Source organism: Paractinoplanes maris, assembly GCF_023544465.1.
GTDB classification, from domain to species: domain Bacteria; phylum Actinomycetota; class Actinomycetes; order Mycobacteriales; family Micromonosporaceae; genus Actinoplanes; species Actinoplanes maris.
This window is the reverse complement of sequence record NZ_JALPVL010000003.1, coordinates 283,261-303,076: the sequence shown is the minus strand read 5'-3', so window position 1 is coordinate 303,076 and position 19,816 is coordinate 283,261. Positions and strand designations below refer to the sequence as shown.

Here is a 19,816-nt window from a genome sequence, read left to right as displayed (position 1 = left end):
TGCAGCAGACTGTCCTCGTAGCCGGTCAGGCCACGGATGCGGACGAGGAGCTCACGCGCGGAGTAGCGGCCTTCCGGGGAGCCCGAGAGGGCTTGCGAGAGGCGGATGCCGTAGAACCTTTCGAGGTCCGCTTCGATGGCCTCCCCGTGCTCTTCGAGGAGTCGTCGGAGGCCGGAGCTTCCCCCAACTGCGCCCCCGAATGCTCAGTCCAAGCCGCGAGCAGGTCCATCAGCATGGGCAAGGGGCGGACCTGCTGACGCCACTCGGCGCCCTGCTCCGCACCCATGATGTCGTCGAACAGGGAGTTGAACGTCTCCACCGTGCTCGACCCGGGGTCCAGGTTCTCGATGCGGTCCTGTACCTCGATGTCCAGCATCAGCAGGTTCGGAAGCGTCCACACCCGGTCCGCCCAGGTGAACTCGAACGGCTTGCCCGCCCGCTCCGCGTACACCCGCTGCAGGTCGTAGGGCTCGCTCATGCCAGCCGCCCCATGGTGCGAAGCGACACCATGTTGCGGACCGAGTCGACCAGGCGGTCACCGAGTCCCGGCTCCATCACCAGGCGCGGGTCGACAGTTCGCTCGTCTGGTTCCGGCTGCCAGCCCGGGATGCTCTCGCGCGGGTCCGGCTTGCCCGAGGCTCCCCACACTGACGGGGCGGGCTGCTCCGGGGCGGCCGGGCGCACCTGCGGGGATCGCGCGCCCAGCGACGGGTCGCCGATGGTCAGGGATTCGACAGGTAGGACCAGGTTCAGGGTGGCGTTGCCGTCGTCGTCGGTCTGCAACGCCAAGTCGAGCAGCTTGAAGGCATCGCCTCCGTCGACACGGGCCTGCCAATGTTTGCCGAGCGCGTTCGGTTTGAACAGTTCGACGTGCATGGTTACTCCTCAGCGGGCTAGCGGGCATGAGAAGACGACGCCGGCCGCCCGCTTAGGGACCGGCGTCGTCGACTGTTAGTGCAGGTCAGAGCGCCAAGGCATCGTCAACGATGAATCTGTAGGCGACGACCCCCTGCTCGTCGACATACCCGGACAAGGTCCACTCGCGGACCGTGATCTCACCGGAGGACCACACCACGTCGCCCCGCTCAGTGATCTCACCCTTGGGGATGTAGATCCGCTCCTTGTTCACACCGTCCAAGCCCTCGATAACCCACTGCCGGATATCGGTGGTCGGCGGCTTCTCGGCGATCGACAGGCCCTCGACCGTCTGCGTGATCGTGGAGCCGGGAAAATGGGCGGACACGGTCACCGCGTTGACCTCAGCCACGGCCACGGTCCACGTTTTCGAGAACTGGCCCGGGATGCGGCGCACCAGGGTCGCGCCCTGCCAAATGAACACATCGGTTCGATCTTGGCTGCTGGACTCGGTGACGCCGTCCTCAGAGATCGCCCCGACCGCCTTGAACCCGGCATTCAAGGCGGAACCGGCGTCAGTCGGTGCGGTGACCGTCACGCCGTAGTCGGTCACATAGACGCCACCGTCGGTGTACGCCCTGATCTGATCAATGTCGACCGCCATGGGTCAGCCCTCCTCAGGCAAAAAGAAACCCGGCGGCCGGCCGGGTAAGGGGTAGAAGCGCAGGTCTGTGGGGGTGGCTCAGGACAGCCGGAAAGCGGTGATCTTCAGCTCGGCGTTGTCGACATCAACGGCGACGCTGCTGCCGTACCTGCTCGTGTCGAACGGGCCGATGTATCGGGATTGGCCAGCCGGGATGCTGTAGGTCTTCGGCGTGATCGCCTGCCCATCGACGGACCCCTGAAGGCGCACGGTCAGGGTGCGAGCGGTCGAAGCCCCGTTGGAATTACGGGCGAGCAGGAACGTCTTCGCCCCGTCGTTGGGCAGGCTGTGCCCGTTCACCGTGTCGCCGTTGGTTTCAGTCGGGACGGCAATGCCTGCCTTGGTGATGTTGTTGACAGTCAGAGTTGCGCGGGGCATGGGCTTCCTCCGGGCATGGCTAATGGCCCGGCGGCTGCCGGGTTGTGGTCAGTCGGGATCAGATGAGGCCGTGCAGAACTACGCGGTAACTCGCCGAGCGCCGGTACTGCGGATCGGGGGCCCAGAACGGGGCTGGCTCGGCCTTGACGCGCGTGACGAAAAGGCCGTTGGCGAAGGTGTGCCGGGGCAACGTCAGCGTCATCGCCGCCCACACTCGCTGCCCCAGATCGCGGGCATGGTCGGCTTCAGCGGCGTACGCATTGCAATCGAGCAGGACGTCATCCAACGTCAGTGGCATGTCGAAGCCGGATGGGGCACGCTGCACCCACAGCCACGGAGCGGTGGTCCACGCGTTGGCTGGCGGTTTCGGATCGACCCAGACCTTGGCGTCGAGGGTGTCCCGCAGCCACTCGCCAACGACGATTTCCGGGTCGGCGTATCCGGCCATCAGCGCCCGGCTCCGCGCAGTGCCCGCCTCAGGATGTGCAGGGCCGGCGTGCCCGGGTGGTTGACCCGGGCGACGGGGTGCCTGCCTCCGGGCCAGGCGAGGGCCTTCTTGTCCTTCGGCTCGATCACGTGCGGCCGGGTGCCGTGCTCGAGGATCGCCGATTTCCAGTCGGTGGCGACGACCTGCACCGCGGCTTTCCCGCCGATACGGGTACGGATCTTCTTGAGTCCGCGCCCGTAGTCACCGGTTTTGCGGTGCGGTTCGTAGATGGCCAGGGCCAGGTCGATGACCCGGTCAGCGCGCCGGTCGAGCTCCCGGAAAGCGCCTTCGGAGTTGCCTGCGCGTTGGATGCCGCGCTTGTTCTCGCGGAAGGTGACCTTGACGTTGGCCATGCCGGCCTCCTGTCACCAGTAGCGGGCGTCGTCGTATCGCAGGTCGGGAACGGGGAACGACCACACGGGCAGCACGTCGAGGGCGTACTCGCCTTCGCCTTCCTCTTCGTCCCAGGCCCGGTTGTTGGCGGTGATGAGCGCGGCGAGCATGGTGTTGAGTTGTTTCTCCATGTCGTTGGCCCGCTGCAAGCTCTGGTCGTCGTTGGGCCAGGCCCGCTCCAAACTGATCGCTGCCCACAGCGCCGCGACCAGGGAAGCTAGCGGCTGGCTCGTCACGTGTAGCGGTGTGACCAGGGCGCTGACCCAGGCCACTCCGTCGGCGATCAAACTCAGGACCGATGACGCCGGAGGGGTTGTTGTCTGGTCGAAGGTGAAGCGGTACTCATCCTGCGACCCGGTGATACTGAGCACCGACTTGGCGAGAGTGCGGTGCGGCACGTAGATAGCTACCCGACCGAGCGTTGGCGCCCACTCGGGCAGGTCGCCGGGTATCGGCTCGTCGCCGCCAGCAGGAATCGTCATCGGCCCTCCACTTCACCCAGGGGTTAGACGGTCGTCCCGGTGGCGTCGCGCCAGGCGGTGCCGTCGGACCAGATCGGTTTGTCCAGCGTCGTGTCGAACCACATGGCCCCGGCCCCGGCCGAACTGGCCGACGGGCGGGACCCGGTCACACCCGAACCTGGTTGGACAGTGCCCAGCGCCGCGTTGAGCCGCCACGTGCGGGTACCCGACGCGGTCGCGGTGCGCCCTTCGACGGTGGCGCCGTTCTGGTACGAGTAGGCGCCCGCGGTGCCGCTGTTGTCCCAGGCCAGATCAACCCGGCCGGTCTCGTTGCGGATCTGCTGGTACGCGGTCGCCGACGTGTTGGGGCGCAGCACCTGCGGGCCGACGTTGAACGAGGTCGGTGACAGCCACTGGTGGGTCAGCGACGCGCTCTGCAGGTAGTTGACCAGGCCACCGGCTATCGGGTTGTCCACGTCGTACAGCTCGACAGTGTTCTGCCCGACGGTGCCGGCGATCGAGAACACGACCGAGCCGGCCGCGTATGTGCCGGTGCCGCCGCTCACCCCGGTCAGGGTGTTCCCGGCGGTCCCGGTGTAGCTGACACTGGTCACGATGTTGGTGCCGTCGGAGATGTACAGGTTGCCGCTGGCCGGGAACGACGACGCGTCGTCGAGGGCGAGGGTGGTCACCGGGAACGAGTTCGACCCGGCGGTGACCGATTTCCCGGCGACGAAGTAGCGGGTGTTGCCGCCCATGTTCGCGAACAGGCGGAACCAGTTCGCTTTCTGGGTGGGCTGATCAGGCCAGAACCGCAGCAGACCGGAGCCTTTCGCGTAGTTGAACACGCGGGTGGTGATGTTGTTGCTGGTGATCGTGCGGGTGGTGCCGTCGCCGATCGTGACAGCGACCTCGCCGGGCACGTTGGTGCCGTAAATGGACCCGCCCATCCACTGCCCGCCGCTGGTCAGCACCTGGATACCGCCGGGCCCGTCGGACACACAGTTGGTGAACGTGGCGTTCGCGGTGCCGATCACCCACTGGTAGGTGTGCGAACCCCACACGTGGATGTTGGCGAACATTTCCCCGCCGACGTAACCGGTCGGGCCCAGTTTGATCCCGATGTGGCCGTCGTTGCGGGCGACCAGCCCATTCATGAACTGCGAGTCGTGGGGGCCGTGCCAGTCCAAGCCGGTGCCGTCGCAGTCGGTGATGGTGAAGTTCGACCAGCGGGCTTCCATCTCGTACCCGCCGGCACCCCACTCCGAGTAGGCGCCCCCGGCTGCACCGTTCTGGATGGTGATGTGGTCGATCTCGTAAGTACGACCGAAGATCCGCAGTGGCAGGCCGGTGGTGTTCTGGCCTTTGTTGCCGTCCAGAACCATGGCGTGCAAGCCGAACCGGGACGGTGTCAGGTAGGCGCTGGGGTTGGCCTGCCCGGTGAGGGTGTCGAAGTTGTGGGTGCGGATCAGGTCAACGTTCGCACCCGACACCAGTTTCAGCACGGTGCCTTTGTGCGGCAGCTGGGCGTCGACGTTGGAGAAGATGTCCCCGGCGGCACCGGACCCGCGCAGGTGCACCCCGCTGTAGATGACCAGCCCTTTGGCGGCGTAGGTGCGGGCCGCGAACCGGACGGTCCCGCCGGTGGCCTTGACCGCTTCGATGGCGGCCTGAATGGCTGCGGAGTCATCGGTGGTGCCGTTGCCGACCGCACCGTAGTCCCCGACGAACACGTCACTGGGGATGACGCTGGCCTTCGCTGCCAGGCCCGCTGTTACCGCTGTCAGGTCCGCTTTGGTGGACAGGGCAGTCGTCACAGTGGCCTGGTCGGCTTTGGCTGCGAGCCCCGTTGTCAGCGCTGATTGATCAGCTTTGGCGGCCAGGGCGGTAGTGACCGCGGACTGGTCAGCCTTGCCCGCGAGACCGGTGGTCAGGGCACTCTGGTCGGCCTTGCCCGCGAGGGCGGCTGCTACCGCCGACGTGTCCGCCTTGGCCGACAAGGCGGACGTGACTGCGGACTGGTCGGCTTTCGCGGCGAGCCCGGCCGCCACTGCCGTCACAGCGGACACGTCGGCCTTGGCTGCCGTCAGGTCGTCGAAGCGCTGATCGGTGCTGACCTCAAGCGCGGAAAGCCCGCCAGCCAGGTCGTCGATGAGCTGACCTGCCGCTCCGGCGTCCGCCGCGAGCGCGTCCAGCCGGTTGTCGGTGCCCGCCGTCAACGGGACCAGGGGGCCACCGTTGACCCGCACGTACACGGTGTCGGCGCCGTCGGGGAACTGGAACAACGGCAGCTTCGAGTAGTCGTCCACGGTCAGCCGCGAGTTGGCGATGGCCGCACCGTTGAGGGCCAGGATGTCCGCGAGCTGGGTGCCGCCCGGGTCGGCGTACACGACGCCGTACATGCCCTGGGCTCGCGCGGTGCCGTCAGTCCGGTAGACCGAGCGTTCCGACTCGTCAGGGCCGATGAGGCGTGCCACCTGGCCTCCTCCCTTACTGGGGTGAGGGCGGAGCGACGGCTGAACGCTTACGGCAGCATGAAGCCCTGAATGAGTCGTCCTGTGGGCGACTGCGCCGCATTCGTGATACTCGCCGGAAGGCTGGCTTGACCGCTGACTTCGGCCGCCAATTTCGGGGCGAGGTCGCTGTAATGCCCATTCGCGGAAACCGCAGCGAAATTCGGCATGGTTGAAGCGGCGACCAGATGCGCGAAGGCGTATCGCTGCCCCCGGACTTTCTGGAACGGGGTTATGACGTTCCGGGTCCATTTCTGGAAGGTGGCGCCGAACAGGGTGGTGTCGCTGGCGGTTTGCCCCACGAGGGTCGCCGCGCCGGCCGAGTCGATGGAGTAGACGCCCAAAGCCGCGAAGGTGACGCTTACTCCGGCGGTGCCGTTGGTCAGCGTCATGAGCCGGGAGATCGTCTCGGTTTTGCGGGCGTAGAAGTAGGACAGCACGAGCAGGCCGCTGACGGGTTGGTTGCTGCCGCCGGTCAGGTAGCGGGGGAAGACCTCTTCGCCTTCGTCGACCAGGCTGAACGAGTTGAGCGGCTGTTCGGGCAGGAACGTGTATCCCATTACCGCCCCGTCACCATGATCGTGGGGGTGCCCGCTGAGCGGAGCCGGACGATGCTGTTCGCCCCGGCGGTTTCGTCCTCGACTTCGACGGAGGCGAGGGTGGCGGGGATGACCCAGTTGCCGTCCTGGTTGGAGGCGACGGCGGGGACGGCGACGTTGCGCGTGTTGAAGTAGATCACTGCGGGATTCGCCACCACAACGATCTGGATGGTGCCGCTGTTCTGAGACAAGGGAAGCACGAGCTCGGTGTCCGCGACCATTGTGCGGTGAATCGGCGACGCAGGCATTTGATCAACCTCCGGGCAGCGTGAATGGGCCGCCCGAAGCGGCATGAAAGATTGGTCAGCCGGTACGGAATGCGACGACCTGAAGGACCGCACCTGAGGCCACGGCCAGCAGCGGTGCCCTGACGAGCACGGTGACTGACGTTTCGGCCTTCGACACGATCCCGGCCACGCTGAGGTTGCCCAGCAGCGAGGTGGACGCACTGTGCAGCACGGGGATGGCAACGTACGCGGCACCGGGAATCGGCGGTGACAGCTGGACGACCACCTGGGCTGAAGCACCCAACGCCAGTGCGGGCACCGCAGCCGTGCCCACAGACGGTGTAACCGCCGCCACCTTGGCCGGTACACCAGCGACCGCCTCCACCGCCTGAGCGGCCATCTGGCGGGCGACAACGTCCTGCTGGTCCGGACGCCACGGCATCGTCATGGCACCCCCAGGAAGGGTGGGTGGGCGCCGGCCGTCCGCACCGGCGCCCACGATCACCGGGGGAAGAGGCACACGGGATGAAGCCGTGCGCCCGACCTCCCCCGGAGCTACTTCGCCTGCTGCTTGGCGAGCTTCTGAAGCTCGGCCTTGTCGGCGTCCTTCACGTCGTCGTAGTTTGAGCCCCGAGCGACCAGATACTCCACCCACACCGCCTGCGAGGCCCGGCCGTCCGGCTCCTCGTTGTTCGCGGGCAGCTTCGCCTTCGCCGCCGCACGCTTCTCCGCCAGATCGGCGGCGGCACGGAAGTTGGCCTCCGCCTCCCGCTCCGCCTGCAGCTGCTCCTCGGTCTTCGCGACCGGTGTCGAGGTGACGCCCTCCGGCACCTCCACCTCGTACGCACCCGACGGGATACCGGCGGCGTCCACACCACCGGTGGCCTCACCGCCCACCTTCGCCGCGTAGCCGTTGTCGAGCAGGTGCTGCAGGTTCGGGGTGTCACCCGAGAACACAGCGCCCTTCTCGTACAGCCGCCACGACACACCGGCCATGTCCGACGTCTTCACGTACGCGCACTCGGCGATCACCTGATAGCGGTCACTCATCAGCCGAGGCTCCCCGTGCCGGTGATCTCGATACCGGCGGCCGGCTCGGTCACCATCGGCGCGGTGATCCGGCGGCACATGATGTCCCACGAGTCACGGGCGTCGATCCGGACGACCTTGAACTGCAGGCCGTTGTCCATGGTGGCGTAGCCGGGGTCGACCTCGTCCTCCGAGGCGAGGCCGCCGAGCTCCTGGTCGTCGAAGACCCACACCGAGTCCCGGGGCAGGTTGCCGACGCTGGTCGCGACGATGCGGTACTTGCCGATGTACTCGATCTTCCCGCCGTAGATCGGGTTGGCGGAGTCCTCCCGGCGGCGCAGCGCCGCGATGGCCGGGTCGGTGACCAGCATCGCGTACTTCGTCGTCGACATCAGGATCGTCTGCGGGTTGTAGCCCTGGTTCAGGTCGACAACCTTCGCCGCGGCCTTCTCCACGTCACGGAACAGCAGCGCCGACGCGTTGTCCCACGTGGTGGTGGCAGCACTGGTGTTGGTGACCAGCGAACCCATCGCCGACGTGGTCAGCTTGTCGACCTTGCTGATGATCGTGTTCGCGGACTTGCGCAGGGTCCGGTTGACCTCGTCGCCGGCGAACACCGAACGCTTGATCTTCTCGTCGGTCAGCGGGGTCGCCTCACCCCACTTGCTGACCTTGACCAGCATCGCGGTGCCGTCAGCCGGGCTGTCCCGCGGGTACTCGGCGCCCGGGGCGATGGACTCGATGGCCCGGGAGTTGACGAGCGCCTCACCGGTCTCCGCCATCGCCGCGCCACCCGTCGAGCGGATCTTGCGGGTGAGGATCTGGTCCGAGACGAACCGCAGGTCCGGGATACCCCGGAGCCGGCGGGTGAGGAAGGTGGGGTTCTTCAGGAGACGGTCGATCGCGACCAGGTTGTTGGTCAGCGTGGGACCGCTGGCAGGGTATGCGCCCGGCATTCGGGATCACCTTTCAGATGGCCCGTTTGCCGGGCACACGAAAAAGGCCCGGCACGCAGCGCGTGGGGCCTGAAGGAGGGGTTGAGCGGGTGGAGTTAGATCTCCATCCACTCCACGAGCGCCGTGTCGGCGGCCGTGGTGAGGGCGATACCGATGTTCGTCACCGCCGCCGAAGCGGACGCGACAGTGCCCGCAGCGCCGGCGTCGACCCGGGCGGCAGCCGTGATCGCACCCGCGGCGGTGGAGACGTGAACCTTGCCGCGCGGGAAGTACGACACCCGCTCACCGCTCGCGGCGTCGAACGCGGCGACACCGACCACGGCGGGACCAGCAGCACCGGCCGGGCCGACCGTGCCGTTGCCGGACACGATCAGGACCTGACCGCCGGTGATGGTCGCCGAGGCGGTGCCGGTGACGACATCGTTGTACAGGAACTTCGGTTCGTAGGCACCCATGGTCAGACCGCCTTCGCGTTCGAGCCGTCGAGCAGGGCCGTCAGCGCGTCCCACTCGTCGTCGCTGCCACCGGTCGGCTCAGCCGAACCGACGGTGCCGGACGCCATCACCGGGACAGCGGTGCCGGGGGCGATGGACGCCAGCACGCGGGTGATCGCAGTCGGGGCGGCGTCGTAGTCCGCTTCCCACTGCTCACGCTCGGCAGGCTTGAACTTGCCCTCCTTGGCGGCAGCGTCGAGAACGGACGCCTTGACGGTGTCGTTTTCCCGCTTCTTCGTCTCGGCGAGCTCGGTGCTGATCGCATCGAGACGCTCAGAGAGCTTGGTGACCGTCGTCTGCAGTTCGTCGCGCTCGGCGACAGCGGCAGCGGAGGCGGCAACCATCTCAGGGGTGGGCGCTGCGGGGGTCTCGGCCTTCGTCTTCAGCGCCTCGACAGCCGCCGTAATGGCGTCCACGTCGGCGGTGTCGTCGAGGCCGAGCCGCGAGCGCAGAGCGCTCAGATCGGTGGACACAAGGTCCTCCTTCGGATCGGTGTTTACTGGCTCCGGCTCGGCGGCCGGGAGTTCAGGGGTGGGGTCACTCGGGACGGTCTCGAGGAGCGCCTCCGGCTTGGCGGGGGAAGGCTCGTCAGGCGCCGGCTCGGGTTCGGGTCGGGATTCGGCGCGGGAGGCGAACACCAGCGGCCGGTCCAGTTCCGGGTCGTACGCCTGTGGCGTCCCGAACACCGGCTCGTCGCCGTTCCAGGTGACCGGGAACAGGCGGTAAGTGCGGTCCGTGTCGTCGACCACCACCGCGCCGTCGGGGCGGGCTTCCTGCACCCACTGTGACAGCGGCGGATCGGAAGCGTTCCAGGCGTCACGGATCAGTTGGGCGTGGGACACGACGACAACCTCCTCGCCGTCAGACGCTTTGACACGCTGATTCGGCATGTGACCGAAGTGGTCGCGGTACCAGTCGGAGGCGATCCGCTTGGCCTTGTCCGGGTTCTTGACCTTCTCGAGGATCAGCCGGTACAGGGTTCTCCATGGGTGCGCCGAGTTCGCCCAGCGCTGGAGGCCTTCACCGAGCCAGTACCTCTTCAGCTGGTTCTCGTCCTCGGCCGCGTGGATGGTGACCTCGACGTGCTCGCCGTTGTTCGGGTCGACCTCAGCCGCGGCGACACCGAGCATTTCCGGCAGGTCCTGCACCGACTTCAGCGCCGATACAGCGGGCGGGGTGACACCGAGCAGGGCGACGGCGGTGATGACGAAGGGATGCTGGTGGCCGAGCCCGCAGCGCATCTTGTACGTGCCCTCGATACTGCGATCCGGGTACGCGGCGGCCTGCACCTGGTTCAGCCACGGCAACGCCACCTGGTCACCGACGAGGGTGTTCCCGCCGTCGGTGGCGCGCAGGTTCTCGAACCAGCCCAGCGCTGGCTCACCGTCCCCAGCGCCGTCGTTGAAGCGGGGGTCAAAATGACCCAGCTTCAGCCGGGGGCGGCGGACGGCGGGGCATTCAGTGGCCTTGACCGCGGAAAGGATGTCCTCCCGAGTGGGCTGCCACGAGCCTGACGCGGCGGACCATGATCCGGTTCGGACGAGTTCAACGCCTTCGCGGCGGGCCAGCTCAATGTCGGGCACCGCTGGCCTCCTTTCGGAAGTCAGCGGGGGAAGATCAGAAAGTCGGCTGTATGAAGCCCCTGCAGCGCGCCCGGCCCTCACATGACCTGTGCGACCCCGAGAGCGGATACACGGCCAGAGCGGCGCGGAGGGTTCGGAATTCCTTGCCGTCGGTCTCCCGGCATGGGGGACACGTGTTCAGGTCGAGCGTTTCGCTCGCGCGGTAGGACTTCGCCGGGTTCTCCTCAAGCACCGCCAGGCGGCCAGCGAATTGGGCGGCCGAGAGCAGCGAGCCGATGTTGTCGGCGACCATGCCTTTCTCGGAGGTGCCCAGTTCGGTCAGGTGCCGCTCAACCTCGTCGCGTACGTCTTGGGGTCCGGCGCCGGCCAACTGCAGCGCTGTCCGTGCCGCACCGGCCGCGTACCCGTTGGCGATGATCCGGGCGACCGCGTCGGCGTGCTGCCGAACCCGCTCCGCGCCCGGCTGGTCCGGGGCGGTGATGGATACGTCTTGGGCTGCGGCTTCCTCCACGACACCCGCAGCAGCTTCTTTGGCCAGGTCCGTGCCCGACTTGCGTAGCGGTACGGCAACCGCGGCGACCACGGCGGCGGACGCTTCGAGCTCGCCCAGCGCGGCCAGGTCACCGGCTTCGATCGCCGCCTCAGCCTGTGCGGCCAGTTCCTCGACCATCGGGCCGGCCAGTTTCGGCCAGCGGCGCAGCAGGCGGGCTTTCGCCGCATCCCACTGCGCTTGCAGACGTTGGGCGTCGGAGTCACCGGCGGCGGCGCGGACATCCGGCTCGGCCCGCTCCGCGTTCGCTTTAATCGTGGCGGCGCGTGCCTCCAGCTCAGCGATCAACGCCTTCGCGTCACTGGGCAGCGCCTCGAACGTCGACACCTGCTCGGCGGCGGACACCAGCAGTTCACGTTCCTCCGTCGACGCCGCGGCGTCCATGAACAAGGAAGCAAGACGGCGGGACAACGCGGCATCCATGCGTTAAGCCTCCACCATCACCGCGGACCGGTTCAGCACCACGTACTGGTCGGCCTGCCGCTGCCCAACCTTGTAATTCGTGGCCCCATCATCACGGCGGCTGACCCTGATCACGTCGTAGCCGCGGGCGGCAGCGAACCTGCCCTCATCGTTCGCGAGGACTTTCAGGAGGGCGTCGGCGTCCGTTGTCGGCAACATCAGCAGCTGGTTAATGGTCGACTGACCTCGGTTCGGCAAGGTTCGCTTCCACGCCTTGAATTCCTTCATCAGGTCGGCGTGGTCGACAATCCTTGCGCCCGGGTCCACAGCCAGGCGCACCACGGCGCCGCCGATGCCGTATTCCTCGGCGGTCTCCAACCGGGTCGAGGTGTACATGCCGTTGCCGTAGATGCCTTTGCCGGGCCGGAACTCGCCGGTTCGGAACTCGTCCAGCTGCTGCCCGGCGGTCGCTGTGGGTGAGTCGACGACACCGCGCCACACCTCGACCCAGCCGTCTGAGATCTTCGCGTCCAGGTCTTCTGGGTCGCCCACGAGCGGTGGGGCGTCGAAGCCCTGCTCGTTGACGATCTTCTGCAGCGATTCGTCCCACGGGCCGCTCGGTCTGGCAACGAAGTAGCTGAGCGCGCCGGCAGTGACGGCATCCACCCGGTCGCTTCCGGTTACCCGCCCGGCGGCCGACGAATCAGCGGTGCCCTTGGCTTGCCTGTCGCCAGTCTCGTCAGCGACCAGCGCGTCGACCATCTGGCTCTTACGCATGCGGCCCGGCTTCAGGCCGCGCTCACGCATCCGCTCCCGCAGCTCGGGAGCCTTCAGCTTCATCAGGTCGGCCCGGCCAGCGTCGTCGCCAGGCATGTCCGTCTTGTTGTTGTTGTCTGCAACGCCCGGCGCCTGGATGTCCGCCTTCTTGCCGTTGTCGGCAACGCGCGGTTTCGCGCCTTGCTTCGGCAGGACGGTCAGCCACATGTCGTGGCCACCGGCCTCGTTCTTCGCGACCTTGGCCACGACCATCTCGGTGTCGCGGTCCAGGACCACTTCTCCGGTGTCCGGGTTGACCGCGGCTTTCGTGCCGGCCGGGGCGGCGATGTGCATGCGCACCTGACCGCCCGCGGGGCGCACGGCGCCGAACTGGGTGGGGGCGAAACCGGCGTCACGGACTTTCATGCCGGCCAGCGATGCCGGGTCGGTGTTGCCGAACGCTGAGAGCGGGACCGCCCGGGACAGCAGGACATCGTCGGGGAGCTCGGTCATGGCGGCGTCGACCCGCTTGGCGGCGTCCGAGTCTCGGCCGGACCGCAGCGCCCGGTTCGCCTCGAGCACGTCCGCGAACGCACCCTCCGGCTGCCGGGAGGCGATCTGCTGCAGGTAGGTGCCGCGTTCCTGCCGGCTCAGCTGCTTCGGGGCGAACTGCTCGGCCACCTCACGGGCGGCCTTGCGGTCGGTCGCGCTCGCCTTGACCGTCCTGCTCTTGGTGAACCGGCCGAACCGATCCCGGGGGTGTTGCGCCGGGTTGAAGGTGCGCGCCACACCCGCCCCCAACTACGCCGGGGCGAAACCCGTCAGGTCCACACTCTCGTCGTCGAACAAGGACGGCTGCACCGGCTCGGCGCCAGGGGCGTTACCGAACAAACCCCAGTCCAGGTCGGCTTGGCGGGCTGCAATGCCGTTGGCGAGGCCCTTTACGACCGACTCGGCCAAGGTGGCGTCCGCTGGCACTTCTGCGCCGTCCGGCTCGAGGTCCACACCGGGGGCGATCGCCTTCGGCGGCGTCATGCCGTCGCGTTCAGGCAGCCGGTACTCGCGGCGCACCCAGGCTTCGAGGCCCGGGTCGGCGGCGAGAGCGCCGGAGGAGAGCAGCAGCTGTAGTGACTCCGCCGTCACCTCGCGGCGGGAGCCGACGCCAGACACGACAACGCGGGGGACAGGTTCGTCCTCGCCGTAGTTCCAGTCGACGATCCGGGCGGCGATCTGCCGGGTGGCGACATCCGCTACCAGTTCGGCTTCAGACTCCAACGCCAGCAGCAACGCGTCCATGAACACGGTTCCCAACGCGCGGGAGCCGTTGGGGGTTTCGCCGAGGTCGAACGCGTTCATCAGGGCACTTGCGGCGCACTGCTGATCCAGCCAGCGCAAAAACTCCTGCGAATTGGGCAGGGACCCTGTCATGCCCATGATTTTCATGACAAACCCGGGAGGGGTGGCCGCGCCCGACGCGATACCCGAGCGGGCAGCGGCGGCCATCTGCATGGCCTCGGCCATCTGCGCCGGGTTCGGGTTCGTACCGGGGAGGGCTTCCATCACCGGGATGCCGGCCGCCCAGCGGACGTTCGCGGCGCCGTAGTGGCGGCGAACCTCCTCCTTGATCAGCCACGAGGCGTATGAGGGTCGCAGCAGAGACGTGCCCGCCCAGTTCGAACCCTCACGTTCCCGGACATACCAAGCCAGGTTCTTCGCCGACATCTGCGGCGACTTCATGTCGGCGCCCTGGTCCTGGGTGGCGCCCTCGAGCAGGCCGGTCTTGCCGTTGACATGGATGTGGGAAATGGTCCACTGCGGGCGTTCCCACAACCCGGTCAACTGGGCGGTGTCACCGACCTCAGCCTCGAGCTCGAATGCGGAGAAGCCGAACGGCACCATCCGCAGGGCGGCCCCGAGGTGGTCCCCCCACGACACGCCGCGCAGGCGAGCCGCACCGGGCTTGTCGGTGCCCTTGAGCGCCAAACCCATGCCATCAGCGACCAGTTGCACAACCTCAGGGCGGCACCCGGCCGGGTCGAGCTGCCACTGCGCGCGGCGCAGGTTCAGCATCCAGCCCTGGAGAATGCTGGACAGTTTCGGATCGCGCCTCATTCTCGAGTACACCGGGATCGACATGGGGAACGTCAGGTCCGGGACGTGCTCGAGCAGGTCGGTGTACATCGAACCCCAGGCGCTGTTACCCAGCACGTACGGGTCAACGTAGCCCTTCACAGACGACGGGGCGGTCACAGGTGCCCACCGCCCGCCGTCACATTGCCGCGCTGGTCAGATCCACGTAGTCCGACGGCATCCGGATCGGCCTCGTCATCGGAGGTGTCGGCCGGCGCCACGAGCCCTCACTGGTCACGACCGCATACCGGCCGGCGTCCGCACTGTGGTCATCGACCTTGATCGGCGCGTCGATGCCACGCAGGGCTTTCGCCGGATCCCACGAGTAACCGGGGATCTCGTCGATAAGGCCCTGGCAGGAACGGTGCACCTTGAGCCGGTTCGCGGACAGCAACGACGAGAACAGCCGGATGCCGTCGAGCACCGAGTTATCAGCAGGAGTGGGCGACCAGCCGTCGCGGAAGAGTTGCTGCATGAACGACGCCGCGGACGGGTCGACCGCCACCATCTCCGGCGTCACGCCCACCTGGGCGGAGCCGGGAGGCTGATAACTGGTCAGCCAACCTTTCAGCCGGGCCGAGTATTCGACGTCGGTGAGGCTTCGGCGCTCCTTGCGGGAGTCGTAACGCCACTCCGACGCCAAGTACAGCTGGTCACCGGCTACACCGAGCAGCAGCGCGGCGAACGGGTTGGTGGTGCCGTAGTCGACGCCGGCTGACACCCAGCGCCACATCTGCGGCAGGGTATCGACGACGTGGACATCGGGGTTCCACATGTCGTAGATGGCGCCCTCGGCCAGGATCCACAGGCCATCCACGAACCGCTTGTAGAACAGCGACCCGGCCCCGTACTCCGCCTTCAATGCGTCCTTGTACGCCTGCGGCAGGTGCGGGTTGTCGTCAAGCTTGAAGTGCCACTGCCGCAGATCGATGTCGCCGTTGAGCAGGAACTCCTTGCGGAGCCAGTGTCCTGACGAATCAGCGTTCGTCGTGGCGATCATGGTGGCGTCCGGTACCGACATCCGGGCGAGCATCTGGTGGAAGAACTCGCGGGGCAGCAGCGTCGCCTCGTCCATCAGGCACGCCGCAACCGTCATGCCCCGGATCTTTGACTCTGACCGGGCGTCGTTCGCGCCGATCACATGCACCCGGCGGCCCAGGATCGTCGCTGTCGGGGCGCCCATCGTGTAGTGCACGTGCTGGGCGAGCTCGCCGAACAGTTCAGGGCTGGTCAGCGGGGCGAACAGGTTCCGCGCTGCCGTCTGAGCGGTCTTGGCCGCGACGACGAGTTCGCCGCCGGGTGGCGGGTCCGCGCAGATCATCAGCCACTTCAGCAGAGACCCGATCGTCTTCCCGCTCCGCACAGCCCCACTGGCGACGTTGATCCGTGCGTTGGAGTTCGCCACAAAGTCGAGCTGCTTCGGTGACATCGGCAGCGAGTGCATCACCGCTGCGGGCCGTCCCCGCTCGAGTCGCCGGCCGCCACGCGCAGCGCCTTCGCCAGGTCGCCGAGCATGCTCTTCGCCTGCTCTTCGCCACGGTCCGCGTCGAGCTTCTCCAGCTCGGCGTGCCGCTGCAGCGAGATGCCGATGGCGACGTACGCCTCTTTGGCTTCCTTCAACGGCGGCAGGTCGAGGGTGACCAGCTCGGGGCCTTCCATGCCGCGCTCGTAGTACGTGTACGGCGACCAGGCGCGCTGACGGAACCGGGCCACGTCGTCGAGGAGCTCGGACGCGATCCGGGCACGACGGGAGCGGTTGTCCGCTACTACCGCGTGCGTGGCTTCTTTGGTCGATGACCGGTCAAAGGCGTCAGCGGAGCCCGCGTCTTTGGCGATGTTCGTGACGGAGCCGACGGAGACATTGTGGTCGCGGGCGATTTGGTTGCGGCCTTTGGTGCCGGCTTGGATGTCGGCGAGGATCGCGGCACGCGTTTCGGCGGAGATGCGGGGAGGCACACATTCCCCCCGATTCTCTACGGACGGTTACGAATCCGGTCTCAGGACGGGTTTGAAGATCACTACCGACTACTCAAGGTTGAAGTCGAGCCGCGCAGGGAGTCGAACCCCACGCGGCTCACGCTCCAGGTCAGCGACGGCGCGCGGTGTTGCCCTGCTCGGTGGTCTCTTCGGCCGGCGGCACGTCGGTGCCGGGCTCGACGGGCTGGTCGACGGGCGAGGTGTCCCCACCGGGAACCTCGACGGGCTCCTCGGCCGGGGTTTCCTCGACAGGCTCGAAGCCGTTGTCGGCGGTGTCGGCGGCCTTCTTCATGTCGTCGAGGGCCTGGGAGATCTCGACGACCTTGGCCTGCATGCCTTCGGGGACGCTGTCGCCGTTGGCGACGGCGGTTTCGAGCTGGGACTGCAGGTCACCGATGGCGGTGGTCTGCCGGGTGATCGCGTTCTGCAGGTTGGTGAACGAGGTGGCCTGGGCGGCGCTCGCGGCGGTGGTCTGCTCGACGAGGCCGTTCAGAACTGTGGTCCAGGTGGCCATGGCTTGCTCCATTCGGGGGAGGGTGTCGGTGCCGAGGTAGGCGCGGATGCGGCTTCGCAGGCTCACGGGCGCCTCCTCGAGCTCGTTGTCGAGTTGGCCGAGGGCAGGCCATGCGGCGACCCAGGCGAGCGCGAACAGCAGGACGAGGCCGTAGGTGACTGCGGTGGTCACTGGTCGTCGGGTTGCACGATCGCTGCGATGGCGTCACGGCCGGCGAGGTGCCCGGCGATGGTGCGGTGGCGGCCGTCGACGATGCGGTAGTAGTCGCCTTCGGGGCGGACGGTGATGGGCGGGTCGATCGGTGAGCTGGTTTTGCGCTGGTGGGTGACCCACAGCCCGATGACGGCCCAGTCGCACCCTGCTGGCACGGGGCGGGGGAACAGCAGGCGGTCGAGGCGGATCTCGATGGGGTCAGTCATCGGGGTCGTGTTCGACCCAGCGGCACACGAGGTGCTGGAGGTCGGCCAGGGCGATCGGCTGCCAGTGGGTGCGACCGGCGACGACCAGGTGGCCTGCGGGGCAGGTGTCGAGCGGCCGGGTGTCTTGGCCGGCGCTCAGGATGGTCTCGAGCGGGAAGCGGATGGTGTCGGCGTCAGCCATCGTCGCCCTTCCGCTCGAGGAGTGCTTCGATGCGGTCGAGCCGGTTGCTCAGCTCCCGATCATCGGATGCTTCGGCGCTGGACCACGAGGTGTAAGCCTGGGTCGACAGCGACAAGAGGATCACGAAGAGGATCGAGTTCTTCCACCACAGGACGCCGGGGATGGCGAGCAGGATGCAGGCGATGGTGGCAGCCCGGTGGATCCAGACACGGCGGCAGGCGTTCATGTCGCGCCGCCTGCCTGATCACTTCCGGACAAGCAAAAAGCCCGCCGAGCAGTTGGGCTCAAGGCGGGCGTGGGCGCAATGCGCCACGGGCAAAGTATCACCCTCAGGGCACGTAGTCATCAGCGCCACGCGGTTTAGCGATAGCCGTTTGGCTGGCTAGGTGTTAGTCACTTTCGCGACTGTCCGGAACTGTGGCATCCGTCAAGTTCGATGATTTCTCTATGACCAGCAGCGGCAAGGCCACATTCATCGACGTTGCCCAACAACACCTGCATGAAGCCAGCCAGGCTCCCGACCCTGAACAACGCGACCGTCACCGGCACGCAGCCACCACGACCGCCATTCTGGCGGTCGCCGAGCAAGTGTCGGGACTCCGCAGCGAGGTTGCCGCTCTCTTGAACGGCCTGGTTGACACCAGCGGCAGGGCAACCGCAGATCACATGTCTCAGGTTGTTGAGGCGCTGGAACAGATCGCGGCGCGGTTGCCCTCGTAGAAGGTTCACTCTCGAAGGCTGGAGCGCTGGCGCATCCATGCCGCCGCGGCAAGGACATGGCCCGCGAGGTAGGTGCGCTCCCGGCCGCGCATCTTGAAGCGGGGCAGAAGAGGCTCGTCCGGCTTGTCAGGGTGGAGCTGGCACGCCCACTCACGGATGCGCTTCGGTGTGGTCTTGACGAGCTCAGCGGCTTCGGCTGTGGTGACTTCCCGGTCCGGGTCGACGATGTCGGGCTTGTCGAGCATCCACGTCTCCCCGAACGCGGCCACGGTGTCGTCGAGCCGGTTGCAGGCGTCGAGGTCGAGCATGCGTAGGTGGGCGCGGTACATGCCGGCGACCCGGCGGGCCCGGTCGAGGGCGGTGTCGACAGGGTTGGGCCAGGCGCTGCGGCGGGGCTGCTCGTTGAGGTCCGGGTTCACGCGATGTGGCCCACCTGTTCGGCTCGGCGAAGGTCACGCTGGGCCCGCTTGAGGTCGTCGATGCTCTCCTGCACCTCGGCCTGCGCCTGCCCCACAGGGCCATGGTCAGCCCATGCGCCTGGCTCACTGCCGAGGACGACAGCGATGTCCTGGTAGGCGTACTGGGCGCGGAAGAAGCGGTCACGGGCGTGGTCTTCCTCGCGCCGGAGCCGCCGGATTTCACGTCGTCGGCGCAGCCATGCCTTCACGCGGCCACCTCGAGCTCGGGCCACAGCAGCGTCGCCATGTACGTCTCGTAGTCGGGGTACGCCCGGTAGGCGGAGCACTTGTCGCAGTTGACCTGCATGGGGTCGCCTTCGAACCGGGGTTCGGAGCGGTACAGCGGCCCGTCCACACCACGGACGGGGTGGGCTTGGCACGCCCAGCATTCGCCGGGGATCCAGAACCGGCGGGTAGTGCGCCCGAGCATGGCCCGGGCCCGGCCGTGGAGGTCGGTGAGTTGCTGGACGGCCTGCCACCCGCACATGTCGACAGGCTGGTCCTCGATGCCGGCGGGGCAGACCGCGGTGGCCGGTAGGGCGGCGAGCCGGTCGAGGCGGGGGGCGATGACCCCGATGGCGCGTTGAACGGCGGCACCGGGGCGGACCTTGGCCAGGGGGACGGGTTTGGTGAGGGTGGTGTGCCAGTCGGCGATGGGGGCGGAGTTGTGCGGGTCGGACAGGTGGCAGGCCACCCGGAGTTCGTACTCCCAGGTGGTGGCGACGTGGATGATTTCGGCTTGCAGCGCTTCGACGTGCTGGGAGATCGGGATGGGGCGCTCTTTGGACCCGGAGGCCCGTTCGGCGATGGCCTGCGACATGGACGGCTCGTGCAGCTGCGCCAGGTCCAGGTAGTCGAACACCAAGCCGCGGATGGCCGGCTGGGCGTGCTCGAGGCAGGCCCGGCACAAAGGGTCGGTGGTCGGGTAGGCGTGTTTGGCGACCGGGTCGAACGCGCGGCACTGCTCGCCGCTGTTGCAGACGTGCTCTTGTCCACCCACTAGGTGACCCCTTTGCGACGTTTGAGCCGGT

The 19,816-nt window shown here is 67.5% G+C and carries 28 protein-coding genes; 1 reads left to right on the top strand and 27 read right to left on the bottom strand.

Features of this window, described 5'->3' with window-relative positions:
* Positions 1–25: 25 nt before the first annotated feature.
* From NAG42_RS10345 to NAG42_RS10230, 24 genes are all read right to left on the bottom strand, one after another.
* Positions 26–478: a hypothetical protein gene (locus NAG42_RS10345; RefSeq protein WP_250029812.1), complete on the bottom strand. Its 453-nt coding sequence runs from the start codon at positions 476–478 to the stop codon at positions 26–28.
* The gene (locus NAG42_RS10340; RefSeq protein WP_250029810.1) at positions 475–876 is read right to left on the bottom strand and encodes a hypothetical protein; all 402 of its coding nucleotides are present in this window, start codon (positions 874–876) and stop codon (positions 475–477) included. Before NAG42_RS10340 ends, NAG42_RS10345 begins: the two co-directional genes overlap by 4 nt.
* Before the next feature lie 85 nt (positions 877–961).
* Positions 962–1,519: a phage tail tube protein gene (locus NAG42_RS10335; RefSeq protein WP_250029808.1), complete on the bottom strand. Its 558-nt coding sequence runs from the start codon at positions 1,517–1,519 to the stop codon at positions 962–964.
* Between the two features lie 78 nt (positions 1,520–1,597).
* Positions 1,598–1,936, bottom strand: a complete 339-nt coding sequence (locus NAG42_RS10330; protein ID WP_250029805.1) for a hypothetical protein — start codon at positions 1,934–1,936, stop codon at positions 1,598–1,600.
* A 58-nt stretch (positions 1,937–1,994) separates the two neighbouring features.
* Positions 1,995–2,384, bottom strand: coding sequence for a hypothetical protein (locus tag NAG42_RS10325; protein WP_250029803.1), 390 nt, complete (start codon positions 2,382–2,384; stop codon positions 1,995–1,997).
* Positions 2,384–2,776 carry a hypothetical protein gene (locus tag NAG42_RS10320; protein WP_250029802.1) on the bottom strand — a complete coding sequence of 131 codons (393 nt, stop codon included), beginning with the start codon at positions 2,774–2,776 and terminating at the stop codon, positions 2,384–2,386. The genes NAG42_RS10325 and NAG42_RS10320 overlap by 1 nt, the downstream gene beginning before the upstream one ends.
* Positions 2,777–2,788: 12 nt before the next feature.
* Positions 2,789–3,298: a hypothetical protein gene (locus NAG42_RS10315; protein ID WP_250029800.1), complete on the bottom strand. Its 510-nt coding sequence runs from the start codon at positions 3,296–3,298 to the stop codon at positions 2,789–2,791.
* A gap of 23 nt (positions 3,299–3,321) precedes the next feature.
* A complete protein-coding gene (locus NAG42_RS10310; RefSeq protein ID WP_250029798.1) occupies positions 3,322–5,754 on the bottom strand; it encodes a glycosyl hydrolase family 28-related protein in 2,433 nt (810 codons plus the stop codon).
* 47 nt (positions 5,755–5,801) lie between these two features.
* Positions 5,802–6,350, bottom strand: coding sequence for a hypothetical protein (locus tag NAG42_RS10305; protein ID WP_250029796.1), 549 nt, complete (start codon positions 6,348–6,350; stop codon positions 5,802–5,804).
* A complete protein-coding gene (locus NAG42_RS10300; protein ID WP_250029794.1) occupies positions 6,350–6,610 on the bottom strand; it encodes a hypothetical protein in 261 nt (86 codons plus the stop codon). Before NAG42_RS10300 ends, NAG42_RS10305 begins: the two co-directional genes overlap by 1 nt.
* An 82-nt stretch (positions 6,611–6,692) precedes the next feature.
* Positions 6,693–7,064: a hypothetical protein gene (locus NAG42_RS10295; protein ID WP_250029792.1), complete on the bottom strand. Its 372-nt coding sequence runs from the start codon at positions 7,062–7,064 to the stop codon at positions 6,693–6,695.
* Positions 7,065–7,171: 107 nt separating this feature from the next.
* On the bottom strand, positions 7,172–7,666 hold the full coding sequence (locus NAG42_RS10290; RefSeq protein WP_250029790.1) for a hypothetical protein: 495 nt from the start codon (positions 7,664–7,666) through the stop codon (positions 7,172–7,174).
* Positions 7,666–8,601 (bottom strand): phage major capsid protein, encoded by a 936-nt coding sequence (locus tag NAG42_RS10285; RefSeq protein ID WP_250029789.1) that lies wholly within the window; start codon positions 8,599–8,601, stop codon positions 7,666–7,668. Before NAG42_RS10285 ends, NAG42_RS10290 begins: the two co-directional genes overlap by 1 nt.
* Positions 8,602–8,696: 95 nt before the next feature.
* Complete coding sequence (locus NAG42_RS10280) at positions 8,697–9,056, bottom strand: capsid cement protein (protein ID WP_250029787.1); 360 nt, start codon at positions 9,054–9,056, stop codon at positions 8,697–8,699.
* Positions 9,057–9,058: 2 nt separating this feature from the next.
* Positions 9,059–10,678, bottom strand: a complete 1,620-nt coding sequence (locus tag NAG42_RS44845) for a phage protease (RefSeq protein ID WP_250029785.1) — start codon at positions 10,676–10,678, stop codon at positions 9,059–9,061.
* A gap of 34 nt (positions 10,679–10,712) precedes the next feature.
* A complete protein-coding gene (locus NAG42_RS10270; RefSeq protein ID WP_250029784.1) occupies positions 10,713–11,651 on the bottom strand; it encodes a hypothetical protein in 939 nt (312 codons plus the stop codon).
* Between the two features lie 3 nt (positions 11,652–11,654).
* On the bottom strand, positions 11,655–13,175 hold the full coding sequence (locus NAG42_RS10265; RefSeq protein ID WP_250029782.1) for a hypothetical protein: 1,521 nt from the start codon (positions 13,173–13,175) through the stop codon (positions 11,655–11,657).
* A 12-nt stretch (positions 13,176–13,187) separates the two neighbouring features.
* Positions 13,188–14,636, bottom strand: a complete 1,449-nt coding sequence (locus NAG42_RS10260) for a phage portal protein family protein (protein ID WP_250029780.1) — start codon at positions 14,634–14,636, stop codon at positions 13,188–13,190.
* A 19-nt stretch (positions 14,637–14,655) separates the two neighbouring features.
* Positions 14,656–15,945 carry a PBSX family phage terminase large subunit gene (locus NAG42_RS10255; protein ID WP_250029778.1) on the bottom strand — a complete coding sequence of 430 codons (1,290 nt, stop codon included), beginning with the start codon at positions 15,943–15,945 and terminating at the stop codon, positions 14,656–14,658.
* A 14-nt stretch (positions 15,946–15,959) separates the two neighbouring features.
* Positions 15,960–16,472, bottom strand: a complete 513-nt coding sequence (locus NAG42_RS10250; protein WP_250029777.1) for a hypothetical protein — start codon at positions 16,470–16,472, stop codon at positions 15,960–15,962.
* A 130-nt stretch (positions 16,473–16,602) separates the two neighbouring features.
* Positions 16,603–17,178, bottom strand: a complete 576-nt coding sequence (locus NAG42_RS10245) for a hypothetical protein (protein WP_250029775.1) — start codon at positions 17,176–17,178, stop codon at positions 16,603–16,605.
* Positions 17,175–17,426, bottom strand: a complete 252-nt coding sequence (locus tag NAG42_RS10240; RefSeq protein WP_250029774.1) for a ParB/RepB/Spo0J family partition protein — start codon at positions 17,424–17,426, stop codon at positions 17,175–17,177. Before NAG42_RS10240 ends, NAG42_RS10245 begins: the two co-directional genes overlap by 4 nt.
* Complete coding sequence (locus NAG42_RS10235; RefSeq protein WP_250029772.1) at positions 17,419–17,607, bottom strand: hypothetical protein; 189 nt, start codon at positions 17,605–17,607, stop codon at positions 17,419–17,421. Before NAG42_RS10235 ends, NAG42_RS10240 begins: the two co-directional genes overlap by 8 nt.
* Positions 17,600–17,833, bottom strand: a complete 234-nt coding sequence (locus NAG42_RS10230; protein ID WP_250029770.1) for a hypothetical protein — start codon at positions 17,831–17,833, stop codon at positions 17,600–17,602. Before NAG42_RS10230 ends, NAG42_RS10235 begins: the two co-directional genes overlap by 8 nt.
* A gap of 191 nt (positions 17,834–18,024) precedes the next feature.
* Here NAG42_RS10230 and NAG42_RS10225 point away from each other — a divergent pair, with 191 nt between their 5' ends.
* Positions 18,025–18,327 (top strand): hypothetical protein, encoded by a 303-nt coding sequence (locus NAG42_RS10225; RefSeq protein ID WP_250029768.1) that lies wholly within the window; start codon positions 18,025–18,027, stop codon positions 18,325–18,327.
* Between the two features lie 5 nt (positions 18,328–18,332).
* Here NAG42_RS10225 and NAG42_RS10220 read toward each other — a convergent pair whose 3' ends face one another.
* The 3 genes from NAG42_RS10220 to NAG42_RS10210 are packed head-to-tail and all read right to left on the bottom strand — an operon-like array spanning position 18,333 to position 19,785.
* The gene (locus tag NAG42_RS10220) at positions 18,333–18,746 is read right to left on the bottom strand and encodes a hypothetical protein (RefSeq protein ID WP_250029767.1); all 414 of its coding nucleotides are present in this window, start codon (positions 18,744–18,746) and stop codon (positions 18,333–18,335) included.
* Entirely contained in the window at positions 18,743–18,994 is a 252-nt protein-coding gene (locus tag NAG42_RS10215; RefSeq protein ID WP_250029765.1) for a hypothetical protein, read from the bottom strand. The genes NAG42_RS10220 and NAG42_RS10215 overlap by 4 nt, the downstream gene beginning before the upstream one ends.
* Positions 18,991–19,785, bottom strand: a complete 795-nt coding sequence (locus NAG42_RS10210; RefSeq protein ID WP_250029763.1) for a hypothetical protein — start codon at positions 19,783–19,785, stop codon at positions 18,991–18,993. Before NAG42_RS10210 ends, NAG42_RS10215 begins: the two co-directional genes overlap by 4 nt.
* Positions 19,786–19,816 lie beyond the last annotated feature (31 nt).

Bases quoted from the DNA above. Each gene is read 5' to 3' on its own strand.
- NAG42_RS10345 (WP_250029812.1), bottom strand. From the start codon at position 478: ATGAGCGAGCCCTACGACCTGCAGCGGGTGTACGCGGAGCGGGCGGGC.
- NAG42_RS10340 (WP_250029810.1), bottom strand. From the start codon at position 876: ATGCACGTCGAACTGTTCAAACCGAACGCGCTCGGCAAACATTGGCAG.
- NAG42_RS10335 (WP_250029808.1), bottom strand. From the start codon at position 1,519: ATGGCGGTCGACATTGATCAGATCAGGGCGTACACCGACGGTGGCGTC.
- NAG42_RS10330 (WP_250029805.1), bottom strand. From the start codon at position 1,936: ATGCCCCGCGCAACTCTGACTGTCAACAACATCACCAAGGCAGGCATT.
- NAG42_RS10325 (WP_250029803.1), bottom strand. From the start codon at position 2,384: ATGGCCGGATACGCCGACCCGGAAATCGTCGTTGGCGAGTGGCTGCGG.
- NAG42_RS10320 (WP_250029802.1), bottom strand. From the start codon at position 2,776: ATGGCCAACGTCAAGGTCACCTTCCGCGAGAACAAGCGCGGCATCCAA.
- NAG42_RS10315 (WP_250029800.1), bottom strand. From the start codon at position 3,298: ATGACGATTCCTGCTGGCGGCGACGAGCCGATACCCGGCGACCTGCCC.
- NAG42_RS10305 (WP_250029796.1), bottom strand. From the start codon at position 6,350: ATGGGATACACGTTCCTGCCCGAACAGCCGCTCAACTCGTTCAGCCTG.
- NAG42_RS10300 (WP_250029794.1), bottom strand. From the start codon at position 6,610: ATGGTCGCGGACACCGAGCTCGTGCTTCCCTTGTCTCAGAACAGCGGC.
- NAG42_RS10295 (WP_250029792.1), bottom strand. From the start codon at position 7,064: ATGACGATGCCGTGGCGTCCGGACCAGCAGGACGTTGTCGCCCGCCAG.
- NAG42_RS10290 (WP_250029790.1), bottom strand. From the start codon at position 7,666: ATGAGTGACCGCTATCAGGTGATCGCCGAGTGCGCGTACGTGAAGACG.
- NAG42_RS10285 (WP_250029789.1), bottom strand. From the start codon at position 8,601: ATGCCGGGCGCATACCCTGCCAGCGGTCCCACGCTGACCAACAACCTG.
- NAG42_RS10280 (WP_250029787.1), bottom strand. From the start codon at position 9,056: ATGGGTGCCTACGAACCGAAGTTCCTGTACAACGATGTCGTCACCGGC.
- NAG42_RS10270 (WP_250029784.1), bottom strand. From the start codon at position 11,651: ATGGATGCCGCGTTGTCCCGCCGTCTTGCTTCCTTGTTCATGGACGCC.
- NAG42_RS10255 (WP_250029778.1), bottom strand. From the start codon at position 15,945: ATGTCACCGAAGCAGCTCGACTTTGTGGCGAACTCCAACGCACGGATC.
- NAG42_RS10240 (WP_250029774.1), bottom strand. From the start codon at position 17,426: ATGACTGACCCCATCGAGATCCGCCTCGACCGCCTGCTGTTCCCCCGC.
- NAG42_RS10235 (WP_250029772.1), bottom strand. From the start codon at position 17,607: ATGGCTGACGCCGACACCATCCGCTTCCCGCTCGAGACCATCCTGAGC.
- NAG42_RS10230 (WP_250029770.1), bottom strand. From the start codon at position 17,833: ATGAACGCCTGCCGCCGTGTCTGGATCCACCGGGCTGCCACCATCGCC.